This window comes from Kutzneria viridogrisea DSM 43870, from assembly GCF_000525635.1.
GTDB classification, from domain to species: domain Bacteria; phylum Actinomycetota; class Actinomycetes; order Mycobacteriales; family Pseudonocardiaceae; genus Kutzneria; species Kutzneria viridogrisea.
This window is the reverse complement of record NZ_CP007155.1, coordinates 4721836-4745284: the sequence shown is the minus strand read 5'-3', so window position 1 is coordinate 4745284 and position 23449 is coordinate 4721836. Positions and strand designations below refer to the sequence as shown.

Annotated in this window: 23 protein-coding genes and 3 pseudogenes; 12 read left to right on the top strand and 14 right to left on the bottom strand. The window is 68.0% G+C overall.

Translation table 11 applies throughout. The features are described from left to right. Positions 1-214: 214 nt before the first annotated feature. Positions 215-496 (bottom strand): transposase, encoded by a 282-nt coding sequence (locus KALB_RS45490; protein WP_268872275.1) that lies wholly within the window; start codon positions 494-496, stop codon positions 215-217. Positions 497-561: 65 nt separating this feature from the next. After that, entirely contained in the window at positions 562-1089 is a 528-nt protein-coding gene (locus KALB_RS20785; protein ID WP_025357641.1) for a TetR/AcrR family transcriptional regulator, read from the bottom strand. Between the two features lie 85 nt (positions 1090-1174). On the opposite strand from KALB_RS20785, the gene KALB_RS20780 reads away from it, so the two are divergent. The 3 genes from KALB_RS20780 (at position 1175) to KALB_RS20770 (ending at position 3802) form a co-directional block, all read left to right on the top strand. After that, a complete protein-coding gene (locus tag KALB_RS20780) occupies positions 1175-2029 on the top strand; it encodes a TIGR03564 family F420-dependent LLM class oxidoreductase (protein ID WP_025357640.1) in 855 nt (284 codons plus the stop codon). A gap of 338 nt (positions 2030-2367) precedes the next feature. Further along, entirely contained in the window at positions 2368-2688 is a 321-nt protein-coding gene (locus KALB_RS20775; protein WP_025357639.1) for a hypothetical protein, read from the top strand. 70 nt (positions 2689-2758) lie between these two features. Further along, positions 2759-3802 carry an IS630 family transposase gene (locus tag KALB_RS20770; protein ID WP_025357638.1) on the top strand — a complete coding sequence of 348 codons (1044 nt, stop codon included), beginning with the start codon at positions 2759-2761 and terminating at the stop codon, positions 3800-3802. Positions 3803-4637: 835 nt separating this feature from the next. Here KALB_RS20770 and KALB_RS20765 read toward each other — a convergent pair. Then, the gene (locus KALB_RS20765; protein WP_025357637.1) at positions 4638-4913 is read right to left on the bottom strand and encodes a DUF8847 domain-containing protein; all 276 of its coding nucleotides are present in this window, start codon (positions 4911-4913) and stop codon (positions 4638-4640) included. A 140-nt stretch (positions 4914-5053) separates the two neighbouring features. Between KALB_RS20765 and KALB_RS20760 the strand changes: the two genes are divergently transcribed. From KALB_RS20760 to KALB_RS46635, 4 genes are all read left to right on the top strand, one after another. Continuing rightward, a complete protein-coding gene (locus KALB_RS20760) occupies positions 5054-5698 on the top strand; it encodes a DUF4304 domain-containing protein (RefSeq protein WP_148309550.1) in 645 nt (214 codons plus the stop codon). A 557-nt stretch (positions 5699-6255) separates the two neighbouring features. Then, the gene (locus KALB_RS20755; RefSeq protein WP_025357635.1) at positions 6256-6945 is read left to right on the top strand and encodes a helix-turn-helix domain-containing protein; all 690 of its coding nucleotides are present in this window, start codon (positions 6256-6258) and stop codon (positions 6943-6945) included. A 66-nt stretch (positions 6946-7011) separates the two neighbouring features. Further along, positions 7012-7554, top strand: a complete 543-nt coding sequence (locus KALB_RS20750) for a dihydrofolate reductase family protein (RefSeq protein ID WP_025357634.1) — start codon at positions 7012-7014, stop codon at positions 7552-7554. Between the two features lie 121 nt (positions 7555-7675). Beyond that, entirely contained in the window at positions 7676-8392 is a 717-nt protein-coding gene (locus tag KALB_RS46635; RefSeq protein ID WP_030111711.1) for a hypothetical protein, read from the top strand. On the opposite strand, the gene KALB_RS20745 is transcribed toward KALB_RS46635, so the two are convergent. After that, positions 8325-9473 carry an IS30 family transposase gene (locus tag KALB_RS20745; protein WP_025357633.1) on the bottom strand — a complete coding sequence of 383 codons (1149 nt, stop codon included), beginning with the start codon at positions 9471-9473 and terminating at the stop codon, positions 8325-8327. The genes KALB_RS46635 and KALB_RS20745 overlap by 68 nt on opposite strands. A 336-nt stretch (positions 9474-9809) precedes the next feature. Between KALB_RS20745 and KALB_RS45480 the strand changes: the two are divergent. Further along, positions 9810-10016, top strand: a pseudogene (locus tag KALB_RS45480) (transposase); the annotation flags it as partial. A gap of 4 nt (positions 10017-10020) precedes the next feature. Then, on the top strand, positions 10021-10341 hold the full coding sequence (locus KALB_RS45475; protein ID WP_081789429.1) for an integrase core domain-containing protein: 321 nt from the start codon (positions 10021-10023) through the stop codon (positions 10339-10341). Between the two features lie 542 nt (positions 10342-10883). Here KALB_RS45475 and KALB_RS20735 read toward each other — a convergent pair. Then, positions 10884-11099, bottom strand: coding sequence for a hypothetical protein (locus KALB_RS20735; RefSeq protein WP_025357631.1), 216 nt, complete (start codon positions 11097-11099; stop codon positions 10884-10886). Positions 11100-11793: 694 nt separating this feature from the next. On the opposite strand from KALB_RS20735, the gene KALB_RS20730 reads away from it, so the two are divergent. Beyond that, positions 11794-12246, top strand: a complete 453-nt coding sequence (locus tag KALB_RS20730; protein WP_025357630.1) for a LysR family transcriptional regulator — start codon at positions 11794-11796, stop codon at positions 12244-12246. Between the two features lie 55 nt (positions 12247-12301). Here the strand turns inward: KALB_RS20730 and KALB_RS20725 are convergent, their stop codons facing one another. Then, positions 12302-13081: a transposase gene (locus KALB_RS20725; RefSeq protein ID WP_081789428.1), complete on the bottom strand. Its 780-nt coding sequence runs from the start codon at positions 13079-13081 to the stop codon at positions 12302-12304. A gap of 50 nt (positions 13082-13131) precedes the next feature. Between KALB_RS20725 and KALB_RS20720 the strand changes: the two genes are divergently transcribed. Continuing rightward, positions 13132-13689, top strand: coding sequence for a LysR substrate-binding domain-containing protein (locus KALB_RS20720; protein ID WP_025357628.1), 558 nt, complete (start codon positions 13132-13134; stop codon positions 13687-13689). A gap of 24 nt (positions 13690-13713) precedes the next feature. Here KALB_RS20720 and KALB_RS20715 read toward each other — a convergent pair whose 3' ends face one another. The 7 genes and pseudogenes from KALB_RS20715 to KALB_RS20685 form a co-directional block, all read right to left on the bottom strand. Then, the gene (locus KALB_RS20715) at positions 13714-15474 is read right to left on the bottom strand and encodes an AfsR/SARP family transcriptional regulator (protein ID WP_025357627.1); all 1761 of its coding nucleotides are present in this window, start codon (positions 15472-15474) and stop codon (positions 13714-13716) included. A gap of 29 nt (positions 15475-15503) precedes the next feature. Next, positions 15504-16019, bottom strand: a complete 516-nt coding sequence (locus KALB_RS20710) for a hydrogenase maturation protease (protein ID WP_042220601.1) — start codon at positions 16017-16019, stop codon at positions 15504-15506. After that, positions 16016-17725 carry a nickel-dependent hydrogenase large subunit gene (locus KALB_RS20705; protein ID WP_030109038.1) on the bottom strand — a complete coding sequence of 570 codons (1710 nt, stop codon included), beginning with the start codon at positions 17723-17725 and terminating at the stop codon, positions 16016-16018. The genes KALB_RS20710 and KALB_RS20705 overlap by 4 nt, the downstream gene beginning before the upstream one ends. Further along, a pseudogene (locus KALB_RS20700) lies at positions 17722-18495 on the bottom strand (hydrogenase small subunit); the annotation flags it as partial. The gene KALB_RS20705 and the pseudogene KALB_RS20700, both read right to left, overlap by 4 nt. 116 nt (positions 18496-18611) lie before the next feature. After that, complete coding sequence (gene istB, locus KALB_RS20695; RefSeq protein ID WP_025357625.1) at positions 18612-19403, bottom strand: IS21-like element helper ATPase IstB; 792 nt, start codon at positions 19401-19403, stop codon at positions 18612-18614. Continuing rightward, positions 19403-20909 (bottom strand): annotated as a pseudogene (gene istA, locus KALB_RS20690) (IS21 family transposase). The gene istB and the pseudogene istA overlap by 1 nt, the downstream one beginning before the upstream one ends. 54 nt (positions 20910-20963) lie before the next feature. After that, positions 20964-21311, bottom strand: a complete 348-nt coding sequence (locus tag KALB_RS20685; RefSeq protein ID WP_025357624.1) for a hypothetical protein — start codon at positions 21309-21311, stop codon at positions 20964-20966. Positions 21312-22077: 766 nt separating this feature from the next. Here KALB_RS20685 and phoU point away from each other — a divergent pair. Continuing rightward, positions 22078-22779, top strand: coding sequence for a phosphate signaling complex protein PhoU (gene phoU, locus KALB_RS20680; RefSeq protein WP_025357623.1), 702 nt, complete (start codon positions 22078-22080; stop codon positions 22777-22779). Positions 22780-22903: 124 nt separating this feature from the next. Here the strand turns inward: phoU and KALB_RS20675 are convergent, their stop codons facing one another. After that, complete coding sequence (locus KALB_RS20675; protein ID WP_025357622.1) at positions 22904-23374, bottom strand: ArsI/CadI family heavy metal resistance metalloenzyme; 471 nt, start codon at positions 23372-23374, stop codon at positions 22904-22906. Between the last annotated feature and the right edge of the window lie 75 nt (positions 23375-23449).

The following is a 23449-nucleotide window of genomic DNA, read 5'->3' as shown; positions in this document are numbered from 1 at the left end:
CCGACGTGGGCGCGGACTGCTCTGTTGGGGTGAAGCCGCGCGAAGTCGGCCCCAGCGTGGCACCCACTGCCTACAGTCACCGGCCGTGATCACCGTGCTCCCCTGTGTCACCTGTGTCTGTTGCGTTGCCCCGACCGGGACCGGGCGCCCATGGCCCGTGGGCGGCTCAACCACGAGGTCGCGGCGGTGAGTGTGGGTGACCGCGTGGTGCTGGTCAGCTCCACCGCCGGCGGCACCGGTTACCGCCACCCCGGCCGCCGCCAGCAGCCGGGTCAGCACCATGTCCCACGTGCCGGTGGCCGACAGCCGACAGTGCCAGGCCCCGGATCGTCTGCCACGGCCCGAACACCGCCGGCACGTCCCGCCGGGCGATCCCGCATCGGTAGCGGTAGATGATGCCCTCCACCATCGACCGCGCATCGTCGAACGGCCTGCCCTGCCGATGCGTCCGCGCTGGTAACAGGTCCTCGATCAACGCCCACTGCTCGTCGGACAGCAGTGGGAACCGTGTCCTGACCGCCAGGGTCGCAGCACACCACCGCGATGTTTGTCAGGCACGCTCTAGTTCTTCGGCGTGTGCAGGCCGTCAAGTACGACGCGGGTCAGGTGGTCGTCGGCGCGGGCGCCGCAGCGGCAGACCGCCACGTTGAGTACGCGCACCACCTCCGTCGGCGGCACGTCGGCGCGTAGGTCGCCCTCGCGTTGAGCCTTCGCGGCGATCTTGGTGATCAGCGCGTTGATCTCGACCTCCAACTCGGGCAGTTCGGGGCGTTCCGGTTCACTGGTGATCAGGGACTTGGTCAGCGCCAGCGGCAGGGCTACACAGTGGTCCACGATCCGCAGCAGCGCCGCCCACGCGGGCGTCCGGCCGACTTCCGCGCGCGTGGCGTCCAACAGTTCCCGCAGCGTGTCGACCGCGATGTCCTCCAACAGGGCGCGTCGGTCCGGGAAGTGCCGGTACAGCGTGCCGACGCCGACTCCCGCCGCCCGCGCGATGTCCTCCATCGACACCGCTTCGCCCCGTTCTCGGGCCAGCAGGAGGGCGGCACTGGTGATCGCCGACCGGTTGCGCCGCGCGTCCGCCCGCACCCGCACCTCCCATCAAGCGGAATCTTGGATTCAGCTTATGCTACCTTCACAGAAGCGGAATGCCGAATTCACCTTTGGAGGGGCGATGCGGATCGGCCTGTACGTCGGCGACCAGAGTGGTCTCGAGTCCCAGATCGGACAGGCGCGCGCGGCGGCTGAACACGGCCTGGCCAGCGCGTTCTTCAACCAGGTCCTGGCGTGGGACCCGGTCACCGTCGCGGCGCTCGCCGGGGCGGCCGTGCCGGGGATCGAGCTGGGCACCGGCATCGTGCAGACCTACCCGCGCCACCCGATCTCGCTGGCCGGGCAGGCGCTCACGGTCGCGGTCGCCACCGGCAACCGGTTCACCCTCGGCGTCGGGCCGAGCCACAAGCAGTTCATCGAGGGCGTGTACGGCCTGTCCTACGACCGGCCCGCGCAGCACACACGCGAGTATCTAACCGCGTTGCGCACCGAACTCTCCGGCGCCGGCCACGTCCACGTGCCTGGCGCGCAGCCCCCGCCGGTGCTGCTCTCCGCGCTCGGCCCGGTGATGCTGCGCATTGCGGGCGAACTGGCCGACGGCACGGTCACGGTGTGGGCGACCCCGGCCACGATCGCCGACCACATCCGGCCACGGATCGACGCCGTGGCAACGGATTCGCGCGTCGTGGCGGCCGTGATGATGAGCGTGACCACCAGGCCGGACGCCGTGCGCGACGAGGTCGCCGGCATGCTCGGCTTCGCGTCGGACTTCCCCAGTTACCGGACACTCCTCGACCACCAGGGACAGCGCAACGTCGCGGAAACGATCGTCGCCGGGGACGAGGACACCGTCGCCGCTGCGGTCCACGCGTATGCCGAGGCGGGTGCGACCGATGTGCTGTTCAGCCTCGTCGGCGACGACGCCGAGAAGGCCAGGACACTGAAACTAGCCGGAGAACTCGCCAGCTCCCGGTAAGGAGCTACCAGACCGCGTCGTCCGCTGTTGCCGAATGGCTGCCACTGGCCAGGCTCTGGTACTGGCTGACTTCCCGTGTGGCGCGAGCAGAACCGGCGGCTCCGCGCCCCCGGTCGCCTTCTGGCCACGCCAGCAGTCCCCCGTCCTGCAGGCGACCGGATCGGTTGGCTGCCGCCGGGCGCGGTTGGGGAGGACGAGGCAGGCAGGCGATGCCGGATGGTGGCCGATAGTCGGCTGTTGGGTCCGGTAGAGCTGACCGGACCCCACGGCCTGCTGGCTCTGCACGGATGCGGACAACGCATACTGCTCGCACACTTAGCACCGCAACGACACACCGCATGAGGAAGGCGGCCCTGTTGGCCATCGGGGCGCTCGGCCTGGGCACAGCCGCGGTGATCGCCACCGCCGCACCCGCCTCGGCCGCGACGATCATCGGCGGCATCGACGTCGCCCGGCAGTGCCAGGTACAGGAGCGGCGGCCGCTGGAGGTGCGGTTGCTGGACTCCGGCAATCCCTACTCGTGGCGGTGCTACTCGCCCTACACGGGCAACTACTACAGCGTGAACATGAACGCCGCGTGCGTGAACCAGTACGGCAGCGGCGCGTTCCCGGTGGTGCTCGACCCACACAACGCCTACTCCTGGCGCTGCGCCCGCTAACCACGGTCCGCGTGCCCTCACCGTTGGATATTGAGTCGAAAGTGATCGTTTGCCTGTATGTTGCTCACTTGTGATCGAGGTCGAGGACGCGCGTCGTCTGTCGCCCGCTGAGCGGGAGGTGCTGCGGTTGCGGGTAGTGGCCGCGTTGGAGTCCGGCACCGTCACCGGCTATCGGCAGGCGGCCGAGGTGTTCAGGGTGGCCGAGCGGTCGGTGGGCGCGTGGTGGCGGGCGTATCGGGATGGTGGCCGTGAGGCGCTGGCGGTGCGGCGGGTGCGCCGCCCTGGACCGGCCGAGCTGATCACTGCCGCCGAGCGGGGCACGCTATTCATGGCGATGGCCGACTACACGCCCGAGGAGTTGCTGATCGGTGGCCCGTTGTGGACCCGGGCGGCGGTGGTCGAGTTGATCCGGTTGGTCACCGGGGTGGTGATGACCGAGCAGGGCGTGGGGCTGTGGTTGCGTCGTCACGGGTTCACCCCGCAGCGCCCGGCCCGGCGCGCCTACGAGCAGCAACCGGCCGCGGTGCGGGCCTGGCTGGACACCGAGTATCCGGCGATCGCGTCGCGAGCCAAGGCCGAGGGCGCGGTGGTGGCCTGGGTTGACCAGTGCGGGTTGCGCTCGGATGCGGCCCCGCCGGGGCGGTCGTGGGCGCCCAAGGGACACACGCCGGTGGTGCGGGTGACCGGGAAACGGCTGCGGGTCAACGTCATGTCCGCAGTCGCGTCCCGGGGTGCGTTGTGGTTCACCGTGTTCACCGGCCGGTTCACCGCGCCGGTGTTCACCGCGTTCCTGGCCCGGCTGGCCCGGCAGGCCGGGCGGAAGGTGTACGTGATCGCCGACCGGCACCCGGTCCACCGCAGCAGGGTGGTGCGTACCTGGCTGGAAGCCAACACCGACCGGATCGAGTTGCACCTGATGCCCGGCTACAGCCCCGAGTTGAACCCCGACGAGCTGCTCAACGCCGACCTCAAACGCAACATGCCTGCCGGTCGTGCTCGCACTGTGGAGCGGCTCGCCCGGGACACGCGCCGCTTCCTGCACCGCCGCCAGCGCCAGCCACACCTCGTCCGTGGCTACTTCCAGGCACGCCACGTCCGCTACGCGATCATGTAGGCAACCAAACAGTTTCGGCTCAATAACAAGGCCGAGCCGGAGGTTCCTAGTGGGCTCGGCGACTGCCAGAGAGCTGGCCGACCACCAGGTGCTGGACCGCTGACAGCTCACACTCCCCACATCGGCCAGCCACAGCGCGATAATCCGGTCGGCATCGACATGGGCTCCCGCGCTGCGATCATCACCCCGATCAGACACAGCTCGATGACCGAGCCCCCGCCGAGGTCATTCGCGCAGTGCACGTGGCCACCGAGGACCGTGCCGTGGTGCACTACGTCGGGTTGGTCTGCCGAAGATTGCCGCTGTTGGAGACCGGCGCGCGGAAGTGCCGAGAACCGGCGAAACAAGGCCAAGGAACCATCCGTCCACTCATCGTCACGGTGACAAATCAGCATCCGCTCGACCGGCGGTATCCCCACCACGCTGTGACTGGGCGTCTCGGCTGGCCGGGTGCGCACGCAGGTCGGCCGGTGAGCCCCTCACCTGTGGTCGGCGTTGTCCCGTCCGCAGGCCTGCCAACACGCTCGCCGCGCCCGACCTCGACGCCTGCCTGGCAGGGCAGCGAGGTAGCGCTGCCCTGCCAGGACAGGAACTCAGGGCGCTCCAAGCCGAATAGCGCCGAGCGCGCTGCGTCTCCCACCGTCACACCAGCCACGGGACGAGCACATCGACTCAGCACCGCGAACCGGGGCAGCCACAGCCTCCGATGACGTGAACCGGTCACGCCAGGAGGGCGGTGCGTGCACTGTGCGAGCCGCCGCCCCATCCTGGTCAGAGCCGACCTTGCCCGAGTCGCACTGCGCGGGCAGCAACGCACACGGGGTCGACGGCGTGGTCATAGTGGTGGCTGCTCGGGATGGGAACCCTCGTACTGGTAGTACCAGGCCGGGGCACTGCCCTCCTCGGACACCAGAACGTAGCGGTGGCACATGCCGCCCCGCCACCCGCCGGTGCGGGCCGGTGGCCGTCCCTCGTGGTCCAGGCGAATGATGCGGATCTTGCCGTCGAACGGGCCGCCCCGCAGCGTGATACCCACCTCGCCGTTGATGATCTCGCCGCGCAGCAGACGGTGAATCCGTGCCCTGTGCTCGCTGCTCTCCGACGCCACCATCTCATGTCAGCACAGCATCCTCGCCGAGGTCGGGGAGTTCACTGCGGGCGCACACCGCGCTCTGGGCTGGCCACTGTGGCGCGAGGTGAGGACGACCGCGCGTGCTGTGGCGGTCGTGGGTGGCGTGGCAGGGTGTCCGCATGACGGCACAGGCAGCACTGCGGGCGGCGCTGCGCGAGGTGGTCGGGCCCGCGGCACGGGGCGAGGGCTTCAGCGGAAGTGCGCCTACCTGGCGGATGACCAACGCGCTCGGGGATTGGGCGGTCGTCTCCGTGCAGACCTCCCGGTACAGCACCGCGAGTTCACTGCACTGCGTCCTCAACACCGCGGTCGCCCCAGCGCCGTGGTTGGCGTGGCAACAGCAGTCCCTCGGGTCCCTCCCCCAAGCGGTCCCGGAGTCGCTTGGCCTCTACCGTCGCCGCCTGCATCCCACCGGCACACCCGCCGCCCGCGACGGCTGGTGGGAGATCACCGGCGACGACGACGCCCGGACGGCGGCGACCGACATGGTCACGCAACTCGCCACGGACGGCTGGCCGATCCTGAGGCAGTTGCTCCACCGTGAGGCGATGCTCGACCAGATCCGCTGCGGAGACCTGGGTTTCCTGCAGGCTGACCACTCCCCCGCGTACTTCGCCCGGGCTGAGGCACTGCTGCTGGCCGAACTCGGCCCCAGCCTCCAGCTCGACCAGGCCCTCACCACCGCGACACAGAACACCGCTCCCACCCACCAGAACCAGGACAGGGCATTCGCGGACTGGGTCCGCGCCCGAACAACGCGGTAGCGCAGGCGCCAGCCTGGACCCTCGAGCACACGCTCGCCACGACACCGTGGGGCACACCGCGCGCCACCATCACCAGTCACCTCGACCTCGGTGCGGGTGAACCGGCCACCGCCGTGGACGACTGCCCCGGGGCGCCGCCGACGCCGCTTCCGCACTGCGGGTACCACTGTCGCGGCTTCCTACACTTGCGCCATGGCAGGCAGCTGGACAGGAGCACGCGACCGCATCGCCGCGCTGGCGGCACATCCAGCCAGGGACCGGATGCTCGGTGCCCGCGAGCACCGCTTCGAGCTGGCGCCACCACTGGCCGCGCGCGATCTCGTCGCCGTCGAACAACGCTTGGACGCCCGTCTCCCCCGGCACCTACCGCCGGTTCCACACCGAGGACGGTGCCCACGGCGCGGGCACGTGCGATGGCTTATTCGGCTTCCGGTTCCGCGGCGAGTTCACGCAGCCGGCGCCGCGTCCACAACGGTCCGCACCTCGACAACCGAAGCGGCGGCGGAGAATCGGTCGAGTTCCCCAGCTCGACGAAGGGCCGCGGTTAGACTCCCGCCATGGGGTTGACCTTCGGCGCCGTCGCCGGTGAACTGCCGCTGGTGCGGCGCGTGTGGTCGGCGAGCTGTGACGCCGCGACCGGTTTCACCTCGGCGGCCAAAGGCTCCTCCATGATTGCGTTCGCGCGCAACGGTGGCAGGGTGACGGTGCACCTGCGCGGACCGGAGACCAGAGCCACTCGGCTGACCTGTCCGGAGGACTGGGAGTTCTTCGGCGTCGAGCTGCGGCTCGGTGCCTACCTCCCCCTCTTCCCGCCTTCCGGTCTGGCCGACCTCAACGATGCTCTGTTGCCGACCCCGTCGGGCAACCGGATTCTGCTGGACAACCGAGACTGGGAGATGCCGACCGAGCAGAACGTCGACGTCTTCGTCAACAGGCTCGTGCGGGCGGGTCTGTTGTTCTTCGATCCGCTCGTCGACGAGATCCGTCAAGGCGAACGACCGCGAGCCCTGTCGGAGCGGACGGCGCAAGTCCGGTTCCGCCGTGCCGTGGGGGTATCGCGCCGCAAGCTCGTCAGCATCGAGCAGGCGCAACGTGCCGCGCAGCTCCTCTCGGCGGGGGAATTGATCGCCGACGTCGTCACCGGCTGCGGCTACTACGACCAGCCACAGCTCGCGCGGGCGATGCGCTGGGCGACCGGCCACACCCCGGGCGAGCTGAGGTCCGGCATCCCGTTCCTCGCGTTCTGACCGCCGGCCCGGCGGGGTTCGGTTCGATACAAGACCGGCCGGTCGACGGGATGGTTCACTTCTGGAATGCGAAAACTTGTCGAGTACGACCACCTCTCGATCGACGGGCGCTTCACCGGGGACGACTTCTGGACCGCGCAGATGAAGGTCGCCCCGAACGACAACCACTTCGCCTACCAACTCCGGCTGTTGGAGCACGCCACCGGTCTCGTGCTCGGACGGGCGACCTACCAGGGCTTCGCCGCGACGTGGCCGACCATGACCGGCGACCTCGCCGACAAGCTTAATTCCCTGCCGAAGCACGTCGCCTCCACCACTCTGACCGAGACCACCTGGAACGCCGAGGTGCTCCCAGGCAACGCCGTCGAAGCCGTCGCCCAGCTCAAGGAGTCCGGCGACGGCACGTTGGTGAAGTACGGCAACGGCCCGTTCAGCCGGGCGCTCATCGAGGCAGGCCTGCTGGACGAGCTGCATCTGAGCATTTCCCCGTTCGTCGCCGGTTCCGGAGAGTCGCTGCTGGCGGGCATCAGCGCGACCCCTATGAACCTGACGCGAGTGACCGAAATCGGCAACGGCGCGGTGGTGCTGACCTACGCACTGGGGCAGTGACCCTGGTGGCTGGTGCCGCGCGTGCGGACGCTCCTCGAACTCTATGAACGTTCTGTGACAGGAGGATCCTTTCCCGTTCAACTGGCGAGCAGTGAGATCATCTTGTCGATACGGTGCCTGGATGCAGACCGGTGTCATCGCGGTACCCACCTACGATCTCGGGCAGTCTGTCGTCGACCAGCCGGTGGGCGATCCATTGAAAGTGGTGTGGCAGGTTCCACTGAGCGGGTTCCACGCGCGCGCGACCCGGCTGGAGTCGGTGGCGGGCGTGGCAGTGTTGATCTCCCCCGAGAACGGTGTGCTGACACCGAGTGCCGCGCCGCCCGACTTCGGCTCGGACCTGTGGCCGATCCCGGTGCGGATAGCGGGTTCGGCGTCTTCAGGGCAGATGATGCTGGTCGACCAGTCGGGCACGGTATACCGGCTCACCCCTGGGCGGACACCCGTGCCGGTATGGCGCGGGAATCGCCACCCTGACGAGCTCGGCGTGGTGGGACTGCCCGGCGGTCGCCTGCTCTCGTCGAGCTTCGACGAGTCGTGGGCACGGACCGAACTGATCGATGAGGCGAGCGGGCGAATCGCGTGGACCAGCCCTGTCTCCCTGTCGCCGACCCTGGTGGTGGGCGAACAACTGGTCGGCGAGGGATTCGGCCCGGTCACCGGCCTGATGTCACTCGACATACGCACTGGTGAGCGGCGGTGGCGGCGTGAGGACCTGTGGTTGAGGCCAAACCTGATTGCGGTGGTCGGCCAGGTGCTGTGGCTTAGATTCAACCGGTCAAGGCAACACACTCGGCGGGTGTGCGGAACCCCAAGCACTTTCGTGGCCTGGTGTTGAGTTTCCATGCGATCGCGTCCAACTCGTCCTGGCTCAGTGTCGCCAGGTTCGTACCCTTGGGCAGGTACTGCCGCAACAGCTTGTTGGTGTTCTCGTTCGTGCCCCGCTGCCACGGGCTCCGCGGCGCAGCGAAGAACACATCCACACCGGTGGCCGCTGTGAACCTCTTATGTGCAGCCAATTCCATGCCTCGGTCCCAAGTCAGCGTCCCGTGTAGGCGGGGATCGAGACCGGCGTAGGCCGCGATCAACGCATCGACGACCACCGTGGTGTGACGGCTGGCCAACTTCACGATCGCGAGGAACCGTGACTTGCGGTCGACCAGAGTCGCGATCTGACTGGTGTTCGACCCGAGTACCAGATCTCCCTCGAGGTGCCCGAGCGCACTCCGGTCCTCCGCGGTCGTGGGGCGCTCTTCGATCGAGCGGGCGTCGATGATCTGCGAGCGCCACTGCCCCTTTACAGTGTGCCGCTTGTTCTTCCTGATCGGCCGACCCGTCCGCAGCCGTTTGCACAACTCTCTGGGGACGACCTTCCAGCGGGTGGTGTAGATCGACCGGTAGATCGTCTCGTGACTGATTCTCATCGCAGGGTCGTCCCCGTGGTGCAGACGCAGGTGCCCGACGATCTGCTCAGGCGACCACTCACCCTGTAGCAGCGCCACCACCACCTTGCGCAACGCGGGGCTACGGCTCAGCACGCACTTCTTCGGACGCCGCGCCTGATCGTGCGCCCGCTCCTGCGCAGTGACGGCACGATACCCGTCGCGTCCGCCGTTCCTACGCACTTCTCTGCTGATCGTGGAGACCGCGCGGCCCAGCAGCGTGGCGATTGTTTGGTAGGACTGGCCAGCATGCAGGCCACGGGAGATCTCTTCCCGCTCGCGCATGGTCAAGCACCCAGCACGGGCCGTGCGCTGTGCTGGAGCTATCCCGCCATGGTGCTTCAGCACGGTGAACACCGAACCAGGTGGTTTGCCGATTCCCCGGGAGATGTCGCTGATCGACTCGCCCGCCCGCCACCTCCGCCATAGCTCGTCCTTCATCTCGTCCGACATGCCCGGCCTGCCCAGTCGCGCCACGCACCCACCTCAAGCAGCACTGTTGCTCTGACCGGTTGAATCTAAGACGGCTTTCTTCGCTCGGGAGACCCGGTGAACGTCTACCCGTTCATCGAGGCGGAGAACGCCAGCGATCGCGGCAACGTCAAGCGTGCCTGCGAACTGCTGAAGGTCTCCCGCGCCGCCTACTACGCCCACCACACCACCGGCCCCTGCCGACGTGTCCGCGACGACACCGCACTGACCGAGAAGAGTCAAGATCCACGACGAGTCCCGGGGAACCTACGGCACGCCACGAGTGCACGCCGAACTGCGGGCCCAGGGCCACCGGCACTCCCGCAAACGCATCGCCCGGCTGATCCTCACAGTCCGTGGCAGCGGGGCACGAACAAGAACACGAATGGCTTGCTGCGCCAGTACTTTCCCAAGGGAACCGACCTGTCACGCTGGAGTCGGGACGAGCTCGATGCCGTTGCCGCCGCGCTCAACAGTCGTCCACGCAAGACACTCGACTGGAAGACACCAGCCGAAGCACTGAACGAGCTGATACTCTCGCGTCAGTAAGCCGGTGTTGCGACGACCGGTTGAACCTGAGCAATACACCTCCGGGCAGTACGCCCGGGCGGCCGGAGAGATCGGAGTCCGTCTGTCGGTCGGGCGCAAAGGGCAGTGCTGGGACAATGCGGTCGCCGAGTCGTTCTTCGCCACCATCAAGACTGAGCTGCTCGACCGGCAGCCCTGGCCCACCAAAGCCAAGGCACACAAGGCAATCTTCGAATATGTCGAGGGCTGGTACAACACCCGCAGACGGCATTCCAGCCTGGGCTACCTCAGCCCCGCCGCCTACGAAGCCATGCAGTCGCCCGCTCCTCGATCTGCAGTAGCCTGACCGCATATCGACCCTGTCCGTCGAATCGGGTCAACCCCAGGTGCCCCCGGCCAACGGCACGTCGGCAAGCTCGTCACCGTCGTCATCGAGGACACCCACTTCCGCATCCCGCACGGTGAGGAAGAACTGGCAGTCCGCCCCCGTCGCAACCCTGGGCCCATCACTCGATTCAACGTCACCAGCGGAGAGATCGCCCCGCGACGAAGTCAAGCATCTTCTGACGACAAACGGTCAAGTATGTCCTGAGCCCTCACATTGACACCTCGGTTCAACGGTCGTGTATTACTCCATCGAACTGCCGGCCAGGCCTGAGTGCATGGCAGGAAGTCCCTGTCGGCCGGACGGGACGTACGGTCCTATTGAGGAGAGGAGGCAAGCCGCTGGCCTCCCACGGCATGCCAGCCCTCGTGGTGAGCTGGAGCGCCGCAGGAGGCCGTGTCGAGGTGTCGCAAGGTTGAGAACATGACTGTGCCGCGTCCGGTGGCCGGCGGTTGTGGGCCGCCGCGGCGTAGTGCGTTTCCTGTCGCGATCTTGGCATCTCGTCAGTCGGTGCTGCCGTCCGCGAGGGAGTCAGTCGGGGCGCAGGGAAGCCTGTGGCGGTTGAGCGTCCGGATGACGGTCGCCACGCCGTGGATGATCAGAGCGAGCCCGAGCACCCGGGCCACGAAGCCAACCCATACGCTCAGTGCTCCGAGGACGAGTTCACGCAGCTGCCTGATGTCTTCGATCTGGTTCGCTGGGCCTTGGGGATAAGGCATCAGAACCTCCCTGAAATGTACGGTGAGGGGCTGTCAGGACGCGAGGCCGGCCGACCCGGTTCAGGAAGGCTATGCGCCGTTGGCACATCTCAGGCACATTTTCGGTACATCACAAGCACAACTGATGGGGTGGGACGCGCATCGCCGCGGCACACTCACCGCCGGGACTCCGGCGCCGTCACCCTGAACGTGCGGAACACTCGGCCGATGGCTTGCTCGTCAAGGCCGCACACACGCAGGCGGGAACCAGAGCGACGATGTTGGGCTGTGCAACCGGCACGAAGCAGCCCCGGTCGAAGCCGGGGCACAGCGCGCCGCAACCGGTGTGCGTCACCGGGCCGTGGCGGGGTGTGCCGTTGCCGACCAGCACGCAGGTCAGTCCGCCGAGTTCGGCCTGCCTGGTACGACCGGGAACTCCAGAGCCATAAGTGGAGCCTATGGGAAGTTGAGATTGTTCCGGAAGTTCCGGTTCCCGACATAGTGACCGGACGGTCGGTCACCTACTCGCCGACCAACCGGCAGCGATCCGAGGCCGACCGCCCCGACCGGGCGGGACCGAGTTCGCCACGCCGGAGCCAAGCAGGTGGTCCACAAGACCGCCCGACTACGCGCGGCTGAGATTGGAATGCGCTTTCCGCCGGTGCACCGTCGCTGCTGGTACCGGTGTTCGCACTTGGGGGTATGACACCATCTCATGGCCGAACTCGAATTTCGCCACCTGCGGGTGGTACGCGCGGTCGCCGAGGCGGGCAGCGTCAACCGGGCCGCCACCCAACTCGGGATCAGCCAGCCCGGACTGACCGCGCAGCTCAAGCGGATCGAGCGGGTCCTGGGCGGCGAACTGTTCAAGCGCGGCCCGGATGGCGCTCAGCCGACCGCGCTGGGCAGCTTCGTGCTCAACCGGGCCGACGCGGTGCTGGCCGACCTGCGTGCGCTGGTGGTCAACGCGCGCCAGCGCAGCGGGGCTGACCAGCGGACACTGCTGCGGGTGGGCAGCATCCCGCTCACCATGCTCGGCAGGTTCCTCCGGCATCTGCACCTGGCCGCACCCGAACTCGACGTGCGCACCTGTGTCGAACCCTCTGGTTCGGTGTTGCTGAAGTTGTTGGCCACCAAACGAATTGATCTAAAGGTTGTCCCGTATTGATCAAGAGTGTTGGCGGGCATGGGTGACAGCGGCCTTGTCTGCTGTCGGGGGCCGCTCAGGCCGTCATGGACAGATTGCGCATCTGCGCGATGCCTCGGGTGGCGTGCCAGACACCGTCGCGTGTGCGGCGGCAGTTGCGCAGGATGTTCCAGGACTTCATGTGTGCCAGGGCGTGCTCTACCCGTGCGCGGACGCTCTTGTGGACGGTGTTGAGGTCTTCTTTCCATTGCGGCAGCGGTGGTTGTCCCTTGCGGGGCCTGCGGTAGGGCATGATCACCCCTGGGTTGCCCTGGTAGCCGCCGTCCGCCAGCACGTTCGCGCCCCGGCACTGCTCATCGACGCCGGAGTCGGTGTAGGCGCGGCAGTCGTTGCGGTTGCCCGGCGTGGGTTCGCCGACCGCGACCACCAGGCGGGTATTGGCGTCGATGACGACCTGCATGGTCACCGAATAGCGGTAGTTCTTCGACGAGGCGGACATGCCGCGGTCGTGGGTGGGCACCAGCGTGCCGTCCACGATCAGCACGGTGTCCGGGCCGTGCTCGCGGGTCACCGGCGCGAGCGCCAGCAGCGGCGCCAGGTGATCCACCACGCGGTTCGCGGCCGACTTCGAGATCCCAAACAACAGCGCGACCTGCCGAAACGTTAGATTCGTCCGGTAGTACACCGCCACCAGCAACACCCGATCCGCCAGCGACAAGCCCCACCGCCGGCCGGTGCCGGTCTGCTCACCACCCCGACGGGCCACGATCCGCACGAGCTTGCGAAACACCCGCACCGACACGCCCGTGAACACCGGCACCCACTCCGGCCGGTCCGCACTGATCACCTGCTCCACATCACGATCATCGATCTTGCCGAGACGGCGTTACGGGACAACCTTTAGCGGTGCTGGAGCGATTCGACGGTATCCAACCGCATCACCTGCTCGGATTGTCGGTGCGCACGATGGTCACCGAGCCAGTCTTCGTCGGAGTGGCCGACGGCCACCCGGCGGTCCGCGACGGAATGATCGACCTGGCCGACCTGGCTGGCTGCGAGTGGGTGCTGCCGCCGCCGCACGAGAACGCCGCGCGGATCCGGTTCCTGGACGCGTGCGAGTCAGCCGGGTTCACTCCGAAGGTCCGCCACTACACCTCCGACGCGGTCACCGCGCGTGCCATGGTCGAGGCGGGCTGCGTGTGCATGGCGGCGCCCAGTTTCCGGTCCAGTGGCGGTGTCTCGGCCTTCCCGCTGCGCGGCGACCCGCTGCGGGCCGAGGTGCTGTTCGCCATGCGCGCCAACGACACACTGGACCCGACCGACCGGTTCTTCCACTGTGCCGCACTGGCCTACCGGGCCGGCGTGGCGGCGAACCCGCACTTCCAGCGCTGGTGGGACGAGCATCCCCAAGAGCACGCGGAGTTGGACGCGGCGATCACCACCGGTGCGAACACCGATCCATAAAGTGCGCGTTATCCCCATCGGGGATTACCAGCTCACTTCCGGTCCGATCGATGCTCGCTTGGTCTTCATCCCCCTCGCAGATGTGGTCGAGCGCCGCGCGGGCTTGGATCGGGCGGTCTCCCGGGCGTGGTCACGGACCAGGTCGTGGAACCTGTACCGGCCCAGCGCCGGCTGGCCGAGCAGGTTCACGTCGACGAGGTCCTCCAGAAGCCGGGTCGTCCGCTCGATGCCGGCGTCGGCGATCGCAGCCGGGGCGATGTCCACGCCGGGGAAGTCGCCAAGCAATCGGTACAGCCGTTTGTGCTCGGGGCTGAGCCGGCGGTAGGACAGGGTCAGCGCGTTGCCGACGCTGCGGTCGCCGGCGCTGAGTGCGGGCAGCCGACGGTGGTCGTCCCGCAGCAACGACAGCAGGTGCTCAACCGTCCAGAGTGGACGGTCACGGAACCGACTGGCGGCAATCCTGAGAGCCAGCGGCAGGAATCCGCACAGCGCGGCGATCTCGTGCACTTCGTGGGCGTGCCCGGCGAGGCGACGCTTCCCCGCCACACGGGCGAACAGGTCGACTGCCTCCGGCCCGGACAGCACGCCCAGCGGCGTCATGCCGACCGCGTCCAGGCTGGTCAGATGGCTGCGGCTGGTGATAAGGAGCCGGCAGTCGGCGCCGCCGCCCGGCAGCAGCGGGCGGACCTGGGCGGCGTCGGCGACGTCGTCCAGCACGACCAGGATGCTCCGCCCGACCAGCAGCGACCGCCACAGCGCCGCGCTCTCGTCCAGCCGGTCGGGGATCCGGTGGCCGTTGACCCCGAGCTGCCGGAGCAGGGCGGCCTGCGCGGTCAGCGGCGCGTGCTTGCTGTGCGTGCGCAGGTCGACGAACAGCTGGCCGTCGGGAAACCACTCCCCCAGGCGGTGGCCGAGGCGGACGGCCAGTGTGGTCTTGCCGATGCCGGCCATGCCGCTGAGCGCGTGCACACCGTTGCCGCTCGTGGTCAGCAGCCTCTCCACGAGCTGGTCGGTCTCCATGTCCCGGCCCACGAAGTCGTGCACGTCGCGGGGTAGGAAGTTGTGGCCGGCCGGGGCATCACGGGGCGACACCTCCTGCCGCAGCACGGTCAGCTGCGCGGCCCGGAGCTCGGGGCCGGGCTCGATGCCCAGCTCCGCGGACAGCCGGGTCGACAGGTTCTCGTACAGCTTCAGCGCGCCGGCCAGCGCCGTCATCAGCCGCGCGTGCAGGCCCTCATGCAGCGGCTCGTCCTCCCGCACGGCTTCCAGCCGAACGATGGTCTGCTCGTGCCGGCCGAGCAGCCGGCCGACATCGGCCAGGGCCAGCGTCGCGGACAGCCGCTGCCGTGACAGCACGTCCACGACCGGCCCCGTCTGTTCGTGGCCGGCGAGCACCGGACCACGCCAGCAGTCCAGGGCCTGCTGGTAGGTGTCGTACGCGGCTTCCAGGTCGCCGGCCTCATAGTCAGCCCGCGCCTGCGCGGTGAGTCGGCCGAACTGCAGGAGATCCAGTTGCTCGGGGGCGAGGTCCAGTTGGTAGACGCCGCGGCCCACGGCGGACAGTCGCAGCTCCGGGCCGCACAGCAGGCGCAGCCGCCGCACGTAGCGGTTCACCAGCTCGCCATGCGACGCGGGCGGGCGGCCGGTCCACAGCGCGTCGGCCACGCTGGCTAGCGACAGCGGGCGGTTGGCCGACAGCGCGAGCAGACCCAGCAGCCGCGCCTCTCGGGTGTCGCCCAGCGACAGCACCTGGCCGTCGTACTCGACGACCAGCGGCCCCAGCACGCCGATCCGCAGTCCGGAACCAGGGAGGTTCAGCTGTGCCTGTTGACCAGGGACTTGTGGTGGAAATCAGTGCACCACGCCTGGACAGCGGCCATGGCCGCGGGCACTGTCCGTGCGACGGACGGGCTGAGTGTGAGGCCGAGGCTGGTCGTGGCAACCTGTATCCCGATCAGGACCGCATGAGCGGGCAGAACGCCGGTCAGGCGGGCGGCACCGATCATGTCGGCGAGCCCGACCTGGTGCACCGTCACGTGGGTGCCCGTGGTGGCGCGCAGCAGGTCATCCGCGTAGGTGTGCAGGCTGCCGGGCGGTGCGCCGACGTCCACGGCGTCGACGACCACAAGTGCTCGCGCCGTGGCGACCAGTGGGAGCAGTTCCAGTCCTTGTGTTCCACCGTCAACGACCTCGGTCTCCGGTGGCAGGCCGGTAGCGCCGTCGAGCGCCTGGACGACGCGCACCCCGATCCCGTCGTCGCTGAGCAGGATGTTCCCGATCCCGAGCACCAGCAGGGGATGCCGCGCGCCGCCGGTGTGCGTGCTGGTCATCCGACGCGGACGGTGACCGAGGCACCGTTGGACGGATCGTGTACGTGTACCGCGCAGGCCATGCACGGGTCGAAGGAGTGCAGGGTACGCAGGACCTCCACGGGGCGTTCGGGGTCGGCGAGCGGGGTTGCGATGAGCGCTTCCTCCCAGGCGCCGCGCTTACCCTCAGCATCTCGAGGGGAACCGTTCCAGGTGGTGGGGACGACGAGTTGGTAGGCGGCGATCGTGCGGTCGGACAGGCGGACCCAGTGGCCGAGCGCCCCGCGGGGCGCCTCGGTCGCACCCCACCCGTCCGCGGTGGGCGGCCAGGTGGCCGGATCCCACTTCCCGTTGTTGGCTACCCGCAGGTCTCCCTGGGCCATGTTCTCTCGCAGGGAACGCAGCCAGATCAGCAGGCGCGCCGCGAGAAGCTGAGTCTCGATCGCACGCGCCGCGACCCGGCCAAGCGTGCTGAACAGGTCGGTGGGGCGAAGTCCCGCTCCGGTGAGGAACCTGTCGACCGCTTCGCGGACCGCACCGCCGCTGGCCGCGTAGGCGACAGCGAGGCGAGCCAACGGTCCGACCTCGTACACCTCGCCCTGGTAACGCGGGGCTTTGAGCCAACTGTACTTGACGCTGGTGATGGACTCGTACGGCGGTTGCGGCCCCGTGTAGTTCGGACGGGTTTCACCTGCACTGGGGTGCTTGAGTGTCGCATCGCCCTCGGTGTAGGTGTACCAGGAGCGGGCGACTGTCTCGGCGATCGCGGTTTGGTCGACCGGCAGAACGGTGTCCAGCCTGCGCCCGGTGATCCGGCCACGGGGCAGGAAGAACGAGCCTGGCCCCGTGTCGTCCTCGGGAAAATCCCCGTATGACAACAGGTTTCCCGGCCCCACGCCCAGTACGGCCCACGTGGTCTTGTAATGCGCGGCAAGCAGTCCCACGTCGGGGACGAGGACCTTGTCGACAAAATCCTTCCCCGTGGTGAGCAACCGTTCCAGCTGGATGAGCGCCGCGGTGTTGATCCCGCTCGGGGCGTCCGGGGCCAGGGTCAGGGCCATGCCACCCACCGCGTAGGTCTGTGGGTGCGGATTCTTGCCGCCGAGGATCGCGTGCACCCGGATGAACTCGCGCTGCCACTCCAGTGCCTCCAGGTAGTGGGCGAGCAGGAGCAGGTTGGACTCCGGTGGGAGCGTGTAGGCGGGGTGCCCCCAGTAGCCACCTCCGAACAGGCCGGGTTGCCCCGAGTCGAGGAACTTCTGGATTCGTGTGCGTACCTCGCCGAAGTAGGCGGCGCTGTTGTTGGGCCAGCCGATGTTCGTCCGTGCACACAGCTGTGCGGTGGCGGCGGGGTCGGCTGACAGGGCGGAGGTGACGTCGACCCAGTCCAGGGCGTGCAGGTGGTAGAAGTGGATGACGTGGTCGTGCACGAACTGGCTGCCACTCAACAGGTTGCGCACGATCCGGGCGTTGGGTGGGATGGTGATACCCAACGCGTCCTCCATGGCGCGTACCGAGGCGATGGCGTGCACGTGCGTGCAGACTCCACAGGCGCGTTGCGCGATCACCCATGCCTCCCGGGGATCGCGGCCGGGCAGGATCAGCTCGATGCCGCGGAACATGGTGCCGGTGCTCCAGGCGTCGTGGACCATGTTGTCGGTGTGCTCGACCTCCAGGCGCATGTGTCCTTCGATGCGGGTGATGGGGTCGATGGCCGTGCGGTTCATCGCGCACCTCCTGTGTCGCCGCTGACCACGTGCAGGGCAAGGGGGGAGGCGGTGGTGGGAAAGGCGTTGCTGAGGTTGTCCCAGAACCTTGGCCGGGTGCAGCCCAGACAGGGTGCGCCCGCGGCGACCGGCCAACTCGTTCCGCTGTTGAACCGCACCGTCGCGCAGTTGGCCGGAGTTCCCGGTCCCTGGCAGCCCATCTTCAGCAGGCACCAGCCCTGCTGGTGGCCAGCATCGCCCCAGCTCAACACGAACCGCCCAGCCTGGTAGTGCTGCCGTCGCTCACACGAGCGGTGCAGGCAGCCGCCGTAGGCGAACTCCGGCCGCCCGAGGTCATCCAGCTCTGGCCACTTGGCGAAGGTGAGATAGTGCACGATGGTGGCCGTCAGGTTGTCCACGTTCATCGGGCAGCCCGGCAGTGTGATGATCGTTTTCCCGCTGCCGGCGAGGAACTCCCGGACACCGATGGCACCTGTCACACCTCCCTCGGCGGCGGGCAGTCCTCCGTCGAACGCACAGCTGCCAACGCCGACGACCGCCAGTGCGTCGGCTGCGGCCTCCCGCAGGATCTGGGTGAACGCCTTGCCCCCGACGCAGCAGAAGGCGCCGTTGGCGGCGGTGGGCACCGATCCCTCGACCACGAGCACGTACCGGCGGGAGTAGCGGGCGATGGTGTCGGCCATCCGAGCCTCGGCGGCCTTGCCGGACGGTGCCATCAGCAGTTCGACGTAGTCGATCGACAGTCGGTCCAGAACGAGTTCGGACGGAGTGGGGTTGGCCGCTTGTCAACGGTCATTGGGAGCTCCCCGGTCGCGGAAAACGGACGTCCCCGCTGGCGGACACGAGAAGTCCCCACTGATGGGCGTGATCTTCCGTGTGGGGCGGGTCAGTGCAGGGGCCGTACCCCCTTGCCGGAGGTGGCCTCGGTCAGCCGGAACGAATCACCCTGGGTGACCACGACATGAGCGTGATGCAGGAGACGATCGACGGTCGCGGTGGCCAGTGTCTTGGGCATGATCTCGTCGAATCCCGACGGATGGAGGTTCGAGCTGACCGCCAACGCCCGACGCTCGTAGGCGGCATCCACCAAACGGAAGAACCCTTCGGCGGCGTCGGTGGACACCGGCAACAGGCCGATATCGTCAACGATAATCAGGTCGGAACGGATCAGCCGGGTCATCGCCCGAGCCAGGGAGTCATCGACGCGGTGTCGGCGGACCAGTGCCCCAAGGTCCTCGATGGCGAACCAGGCCACCGTCATCCCGGCCTCGACAGCGGCCTGGCCCAACGCCTCGGTGAAGTGGCTCTTGCCGGTGCCCGAGGGGCCGCAGACACAGAGATTTTCCTTGCGGGTGACCCATTCCAGGGTCTTGAGCGAGTCCTGGACCTGGCGAGAGATCGAGGACGCGGTCTCGTCCCAATCGCCGAAGGTCTTGCCGGCGGGGAACCCCGCACGTTTGCGGCGGGTCCGCAGGTTCGCCCCGTCGCGGCCGGCGGCTTCCTCGGCCAGCAGGACACGGACGACCTCGGCGGGGTCCCAGCGTTGGGCCTTGGCGGTGGGGATCAGGTCGGTCAACGCCCGGCGGATGTGGGGCAGCTTCAACCGTTTGGTCAGTTCGATGGCCTCAGCCAGCGGATCACCGCTGGAACCGGTGATGGTGCGAAGTGGAGCGGCCATCAGTTCATGTCTCCTTCAGGAGCGATGCCGAAACGGGACCAGGCCGAGGTTCCTGGTTGCAGGCTGTGGTTCTCCGACGCTCGGGTCGGTTCCGTGAGGGTGCGGCCGAGATGGTGGTCGAGGATGGAGATCAGGTCGTTCTCGGCGAACCGGCCGGCGATGGCCGCGGTGCCCAGCGCCCGGTCGACCTCGTTGACGCCGTGCAGTTTGGCCAGCGCGATGGCCTCGGCCATCTTCGGTCGCATCCGCCGTGCCCCCGCCGCGGCGGCCTCCACCAACCACGCCCCAGCACCGGGCCCGAGCGCGAGGAACGCGGCCTCCTCGGCGGAGGTGGCCTTGGGAGTGCGATCGCTGTGCGCGTCCGGGCGGGGCGGATAGTGCTCGTCCTTGATCGCGGGGTTGCCCGGTGTGGACCGCGCATGGCGGGTCACCTCGACCGCGCCGGCGGCGCCCAGGGCGGTGACGACCAGTTCGTCGCCGTGGAAGCGGACCCAGACCGTCTGCTCGACCAACGCGTGCGGGACCGAGTAGCGCACCGAGTCCACCGAGATCGTCGCGTCGCCGGCGACTTTGCGGGTGGTGCCCAACGCGGCGGTGAACGGGTTGGCGGGCAACGGATGCAGCCGATGGCGTTCCTCGGCCAACGCCTCCAGGGGCCGGCGGCGTGTCGCGCGGTGGACCTTGTCGTTGACCTGTGTGGTGAACTCCTGGCAGGCTGCGACGAGCTCGACGAACTCGCCATAAGCCGGGCGCAGGTTGACGTCGGTGGGCACCAGGTCTCGTTTGGCGATGCGCACCGTGGCCTCCGAACCACCTTTGGTCTGAGGGTCAGCGGGGACACAGGTGCGGATGGTCAGTCCGTAGTGGTGCGCGATCTCGACGATCTGTTGGTTGCGCACGGGAATCCGCGCGATGTGGTCGGTGGTGACCGTGCGCTCGTTGTCGGTCAGTGCGTAGGTCGGCGCCCCGCCGATCTGTCGTAACGTGGCGTCCAAGCATCCGGCGATCGTGGGTAGTGTCTTGTCCAGAACCGGCGTCACCACTCGAAACCGCGACCAGGCCAGCCACGCGCACCACAGCCAGGTCTTGCGTCCGGCGATGGTCGGGCCGTCGCCCCAATCCCATTGCAACCAGAGTCCTGGCTCTGGAATCCAGGGACGGAAGACTCGCCGGTGGCCGGCGCGATAGGAGGCTTTCGCCGCGGCCACCGCGCGTCTGGTGGTGCGGTCGGTGCCGGTGAACCCCATCGCGGTGATCTTCTCGTGGACTCGGTCGGCGCCGATCCCGGCCGCCCGAGCGTTCGATGAGCTCCTCGATCTTGGGCAGGAACTCGTCGATCATCTTGGGTCTGTCTTGCCGCTTGGTCGGGTCGGTGCCCTTGCCGCGCAACTCGACGTAGCGCTTGACGGTGTGATGGTCGCAGCCGGCCAGGTCGGCGGCCGCGCGGTAACTCCCGGTGAGGTCGTAGGCTTCCAGAATCTCCATGATCTCCTCCTTCGTCTTCACAACCGGTTACTGGAACAAACCGGACGGTCAGACACCAAAAGGATCACGAGTCCATCAGTGGGGAGCTCCGCTGTCCGCCAGCGGGGAGACAACCAGACCGGCTATGGGGAGCTTCGCATTTCCGCCGTCAGCCGCTCGCAGGAAGCCCTCGATGTTGCCATTGCAGTCCTGCCCGTTCAGCCACAGAACGGGCAGCCGCGGCGTAGTGGTGAGTGCGTCGGCTATCCGCGCACCGAAAGGCTCAACGGGCAGAGCGAGCATCCCCGCGATGTAACCGCACCAGCGAAGGAACGACCGCCGCCCAATCCCGTCCTGCGCAAGCAGCGCGGCGATCGACCGCCCGTCGGTGCACGCTTGACTGCGCGCGGTGTCATGTGTCCGGGTGGTTCCGTTCCGCGCCATGGCACACCTCCTCCGGCACACAATCGCACCCCCCACCCACGAGAAGCAGGGGCCAAAGACCCCAGAGGGAACTGAGTACGTGATCGATACTCAGCATGTGGCCGCCACAGGTTTCTTTGCGCGTATGCCATGTGGCTGGCTAGGTGGCCGATGTGACGTCCACCTGTCGGCATGCCTGTACCGTCCCACTTGGTGTCCACAACGGTCTCTTGACGTACATGCGCCACGGACAACTGCCCGTCACGAACTGCGTTCGTGGATGCCAAAGCTGCGGTCCGGCCCTTGCCCAACAGGCACTTGCACCGAACGAGTCAAGAGGATCCCCTTGCCGCGATCCAGCCTCCGCGAAGCGATGCGTTCGCCGCGACGGCGCCACCGGTCACCGAGATGGTTGCGGTTCGGATACCCCGCCGCGCCGAGTGGCGGGACGGCAACCAGAGTGGCGTCGGTTCAGCACCGAGCACATGGGCCTGGTGGCAGGGCGCAAGGCTGCCCGTCGACCCGCGCGTTCACGACTACTCGCTGAACTCTGGGCAGGCGGGCGTCTCTGTCTCGCCGCGTCGCACGAGCGATCCCTGCCCCACCGTGGTGCCCCAGCCGTTGTGCTGGACCGGACCGAAAACGAGCCGAACGCCCACGCGGGTGGAGGCACCCAGCCGGGTAGAGCCGCTCGGGCTTACGCCAAAGGCGTGTACCTGGTCGAGCCCACGGCGGTACGCCGTATCGGCCCCTGGAGCCCAGACACGCAGGGTCATAAGCTGTCCGGATGCGCGAAATCTTCCACGCCGAGTTGGACCAGTTCGGCCAGCAGTTGGCCCTCATGTGCCACACGGTCAGCGAGGCGATGGAACAGGCGACCCGCGCCCTGCTGGCGGCAGACCTCGCCCTTGCTGAGCGGGTCATCGGTGGTGACCTCGCGATTGACAAAGCCCGTACGGCCGCCGAAGATCACGCCCAATCACTTCTTGCGCTCCAGTCGCCAGTGGCCACCGACCTGCGTGTCGTGTTCGCCGGGCTGCGGGTCGCGGAAAGCCTGGAGCGAATGGGAGACCTGGCCCGGCATGTGGCGCAGGTCGCCCGCCTGAGGCATCCGGAGCCAGTGCTACCGGACGATTTTCGGTCGGCGTTCGCCACCATGGGCCGCGTTGCGGTACAGATGGCCGCTGGCGCCGAGCAGGCCATCCGCGACAGCGACCCGTCCTTGTCACAGTCGTTGGCGGAGGCCGACGACCAGATCGATGCCTTGCACAGCAGCCTGTTCACGGCGATCAACAGCAAGGCCTGGAACCACGGTGTCCAGGTTGCGGTAGATGTCGCGCTGTTGGGGCGGTTCTACGAGCGCTACGCCGACCACGCTGTCTCCGTCGCCCGCCGGATGGACTTCGTACCAACTGGCACACTGTGGAGCGTACGCGAGCAGGCCGCCAGCAAGTCGGGCCTGACGGAGCCCGAGCGCGGCGATGGGTGACTACCCGGGCCTGCTCGGTGGAATGGTCCTGGTGGAATTCAGCTTCAGCATCACGGTCGTGAGTCTGTTCGCGCTGGGGATCCGTGGCTTGGCGCAGCGCAGCGAGGCCAAGCGCGTCGGCGCGTCAGGCGTTCTCAGCCTGACAACCGCCATCGTGTGCTTCACCGCCTGCGTGGCTATCGTGGCCTACGGGCTGTCCCTCATGCTCAGCCGATGACACTGGCCACTCTCCAGCAGCGGACGCTGTGTGGCGGCGCGCTCTGTTCGCCTGCGAGTCGGCCTTGACGACGTAGACCTCCCAGGGCTCCTTGCCGGGGCCGTGTACCCAGACCTTGTCCTGCACGGCGTAGCAGCAGGTGGTGTCGTTCCCCACGTCGGTGAACAGCCCGAGCGCGGACAGCCGCTCGCTGGCCTCGGTGACCTGCTCGCTGGACTCGACCTCCACCCCGAGGTGGTCCATCACCGTCTCCTGGCCTGGCTCGCCCGCCAGCAGTACCAGCTTCAACGGTGGCTCGGTGACGGCGAAGTTGGCGTAGCCGGGACGGCGTTTGGCTGGTTCGACGCCGAACAGCTTGGTGTAGTCGGCACCGTGCACGCCACGGCCGCGCCCGGCAGCACCCGGCCTACCCGTTCCGTGCGGGTGATGTTGACGGTGTGCCACCCGGGGTCC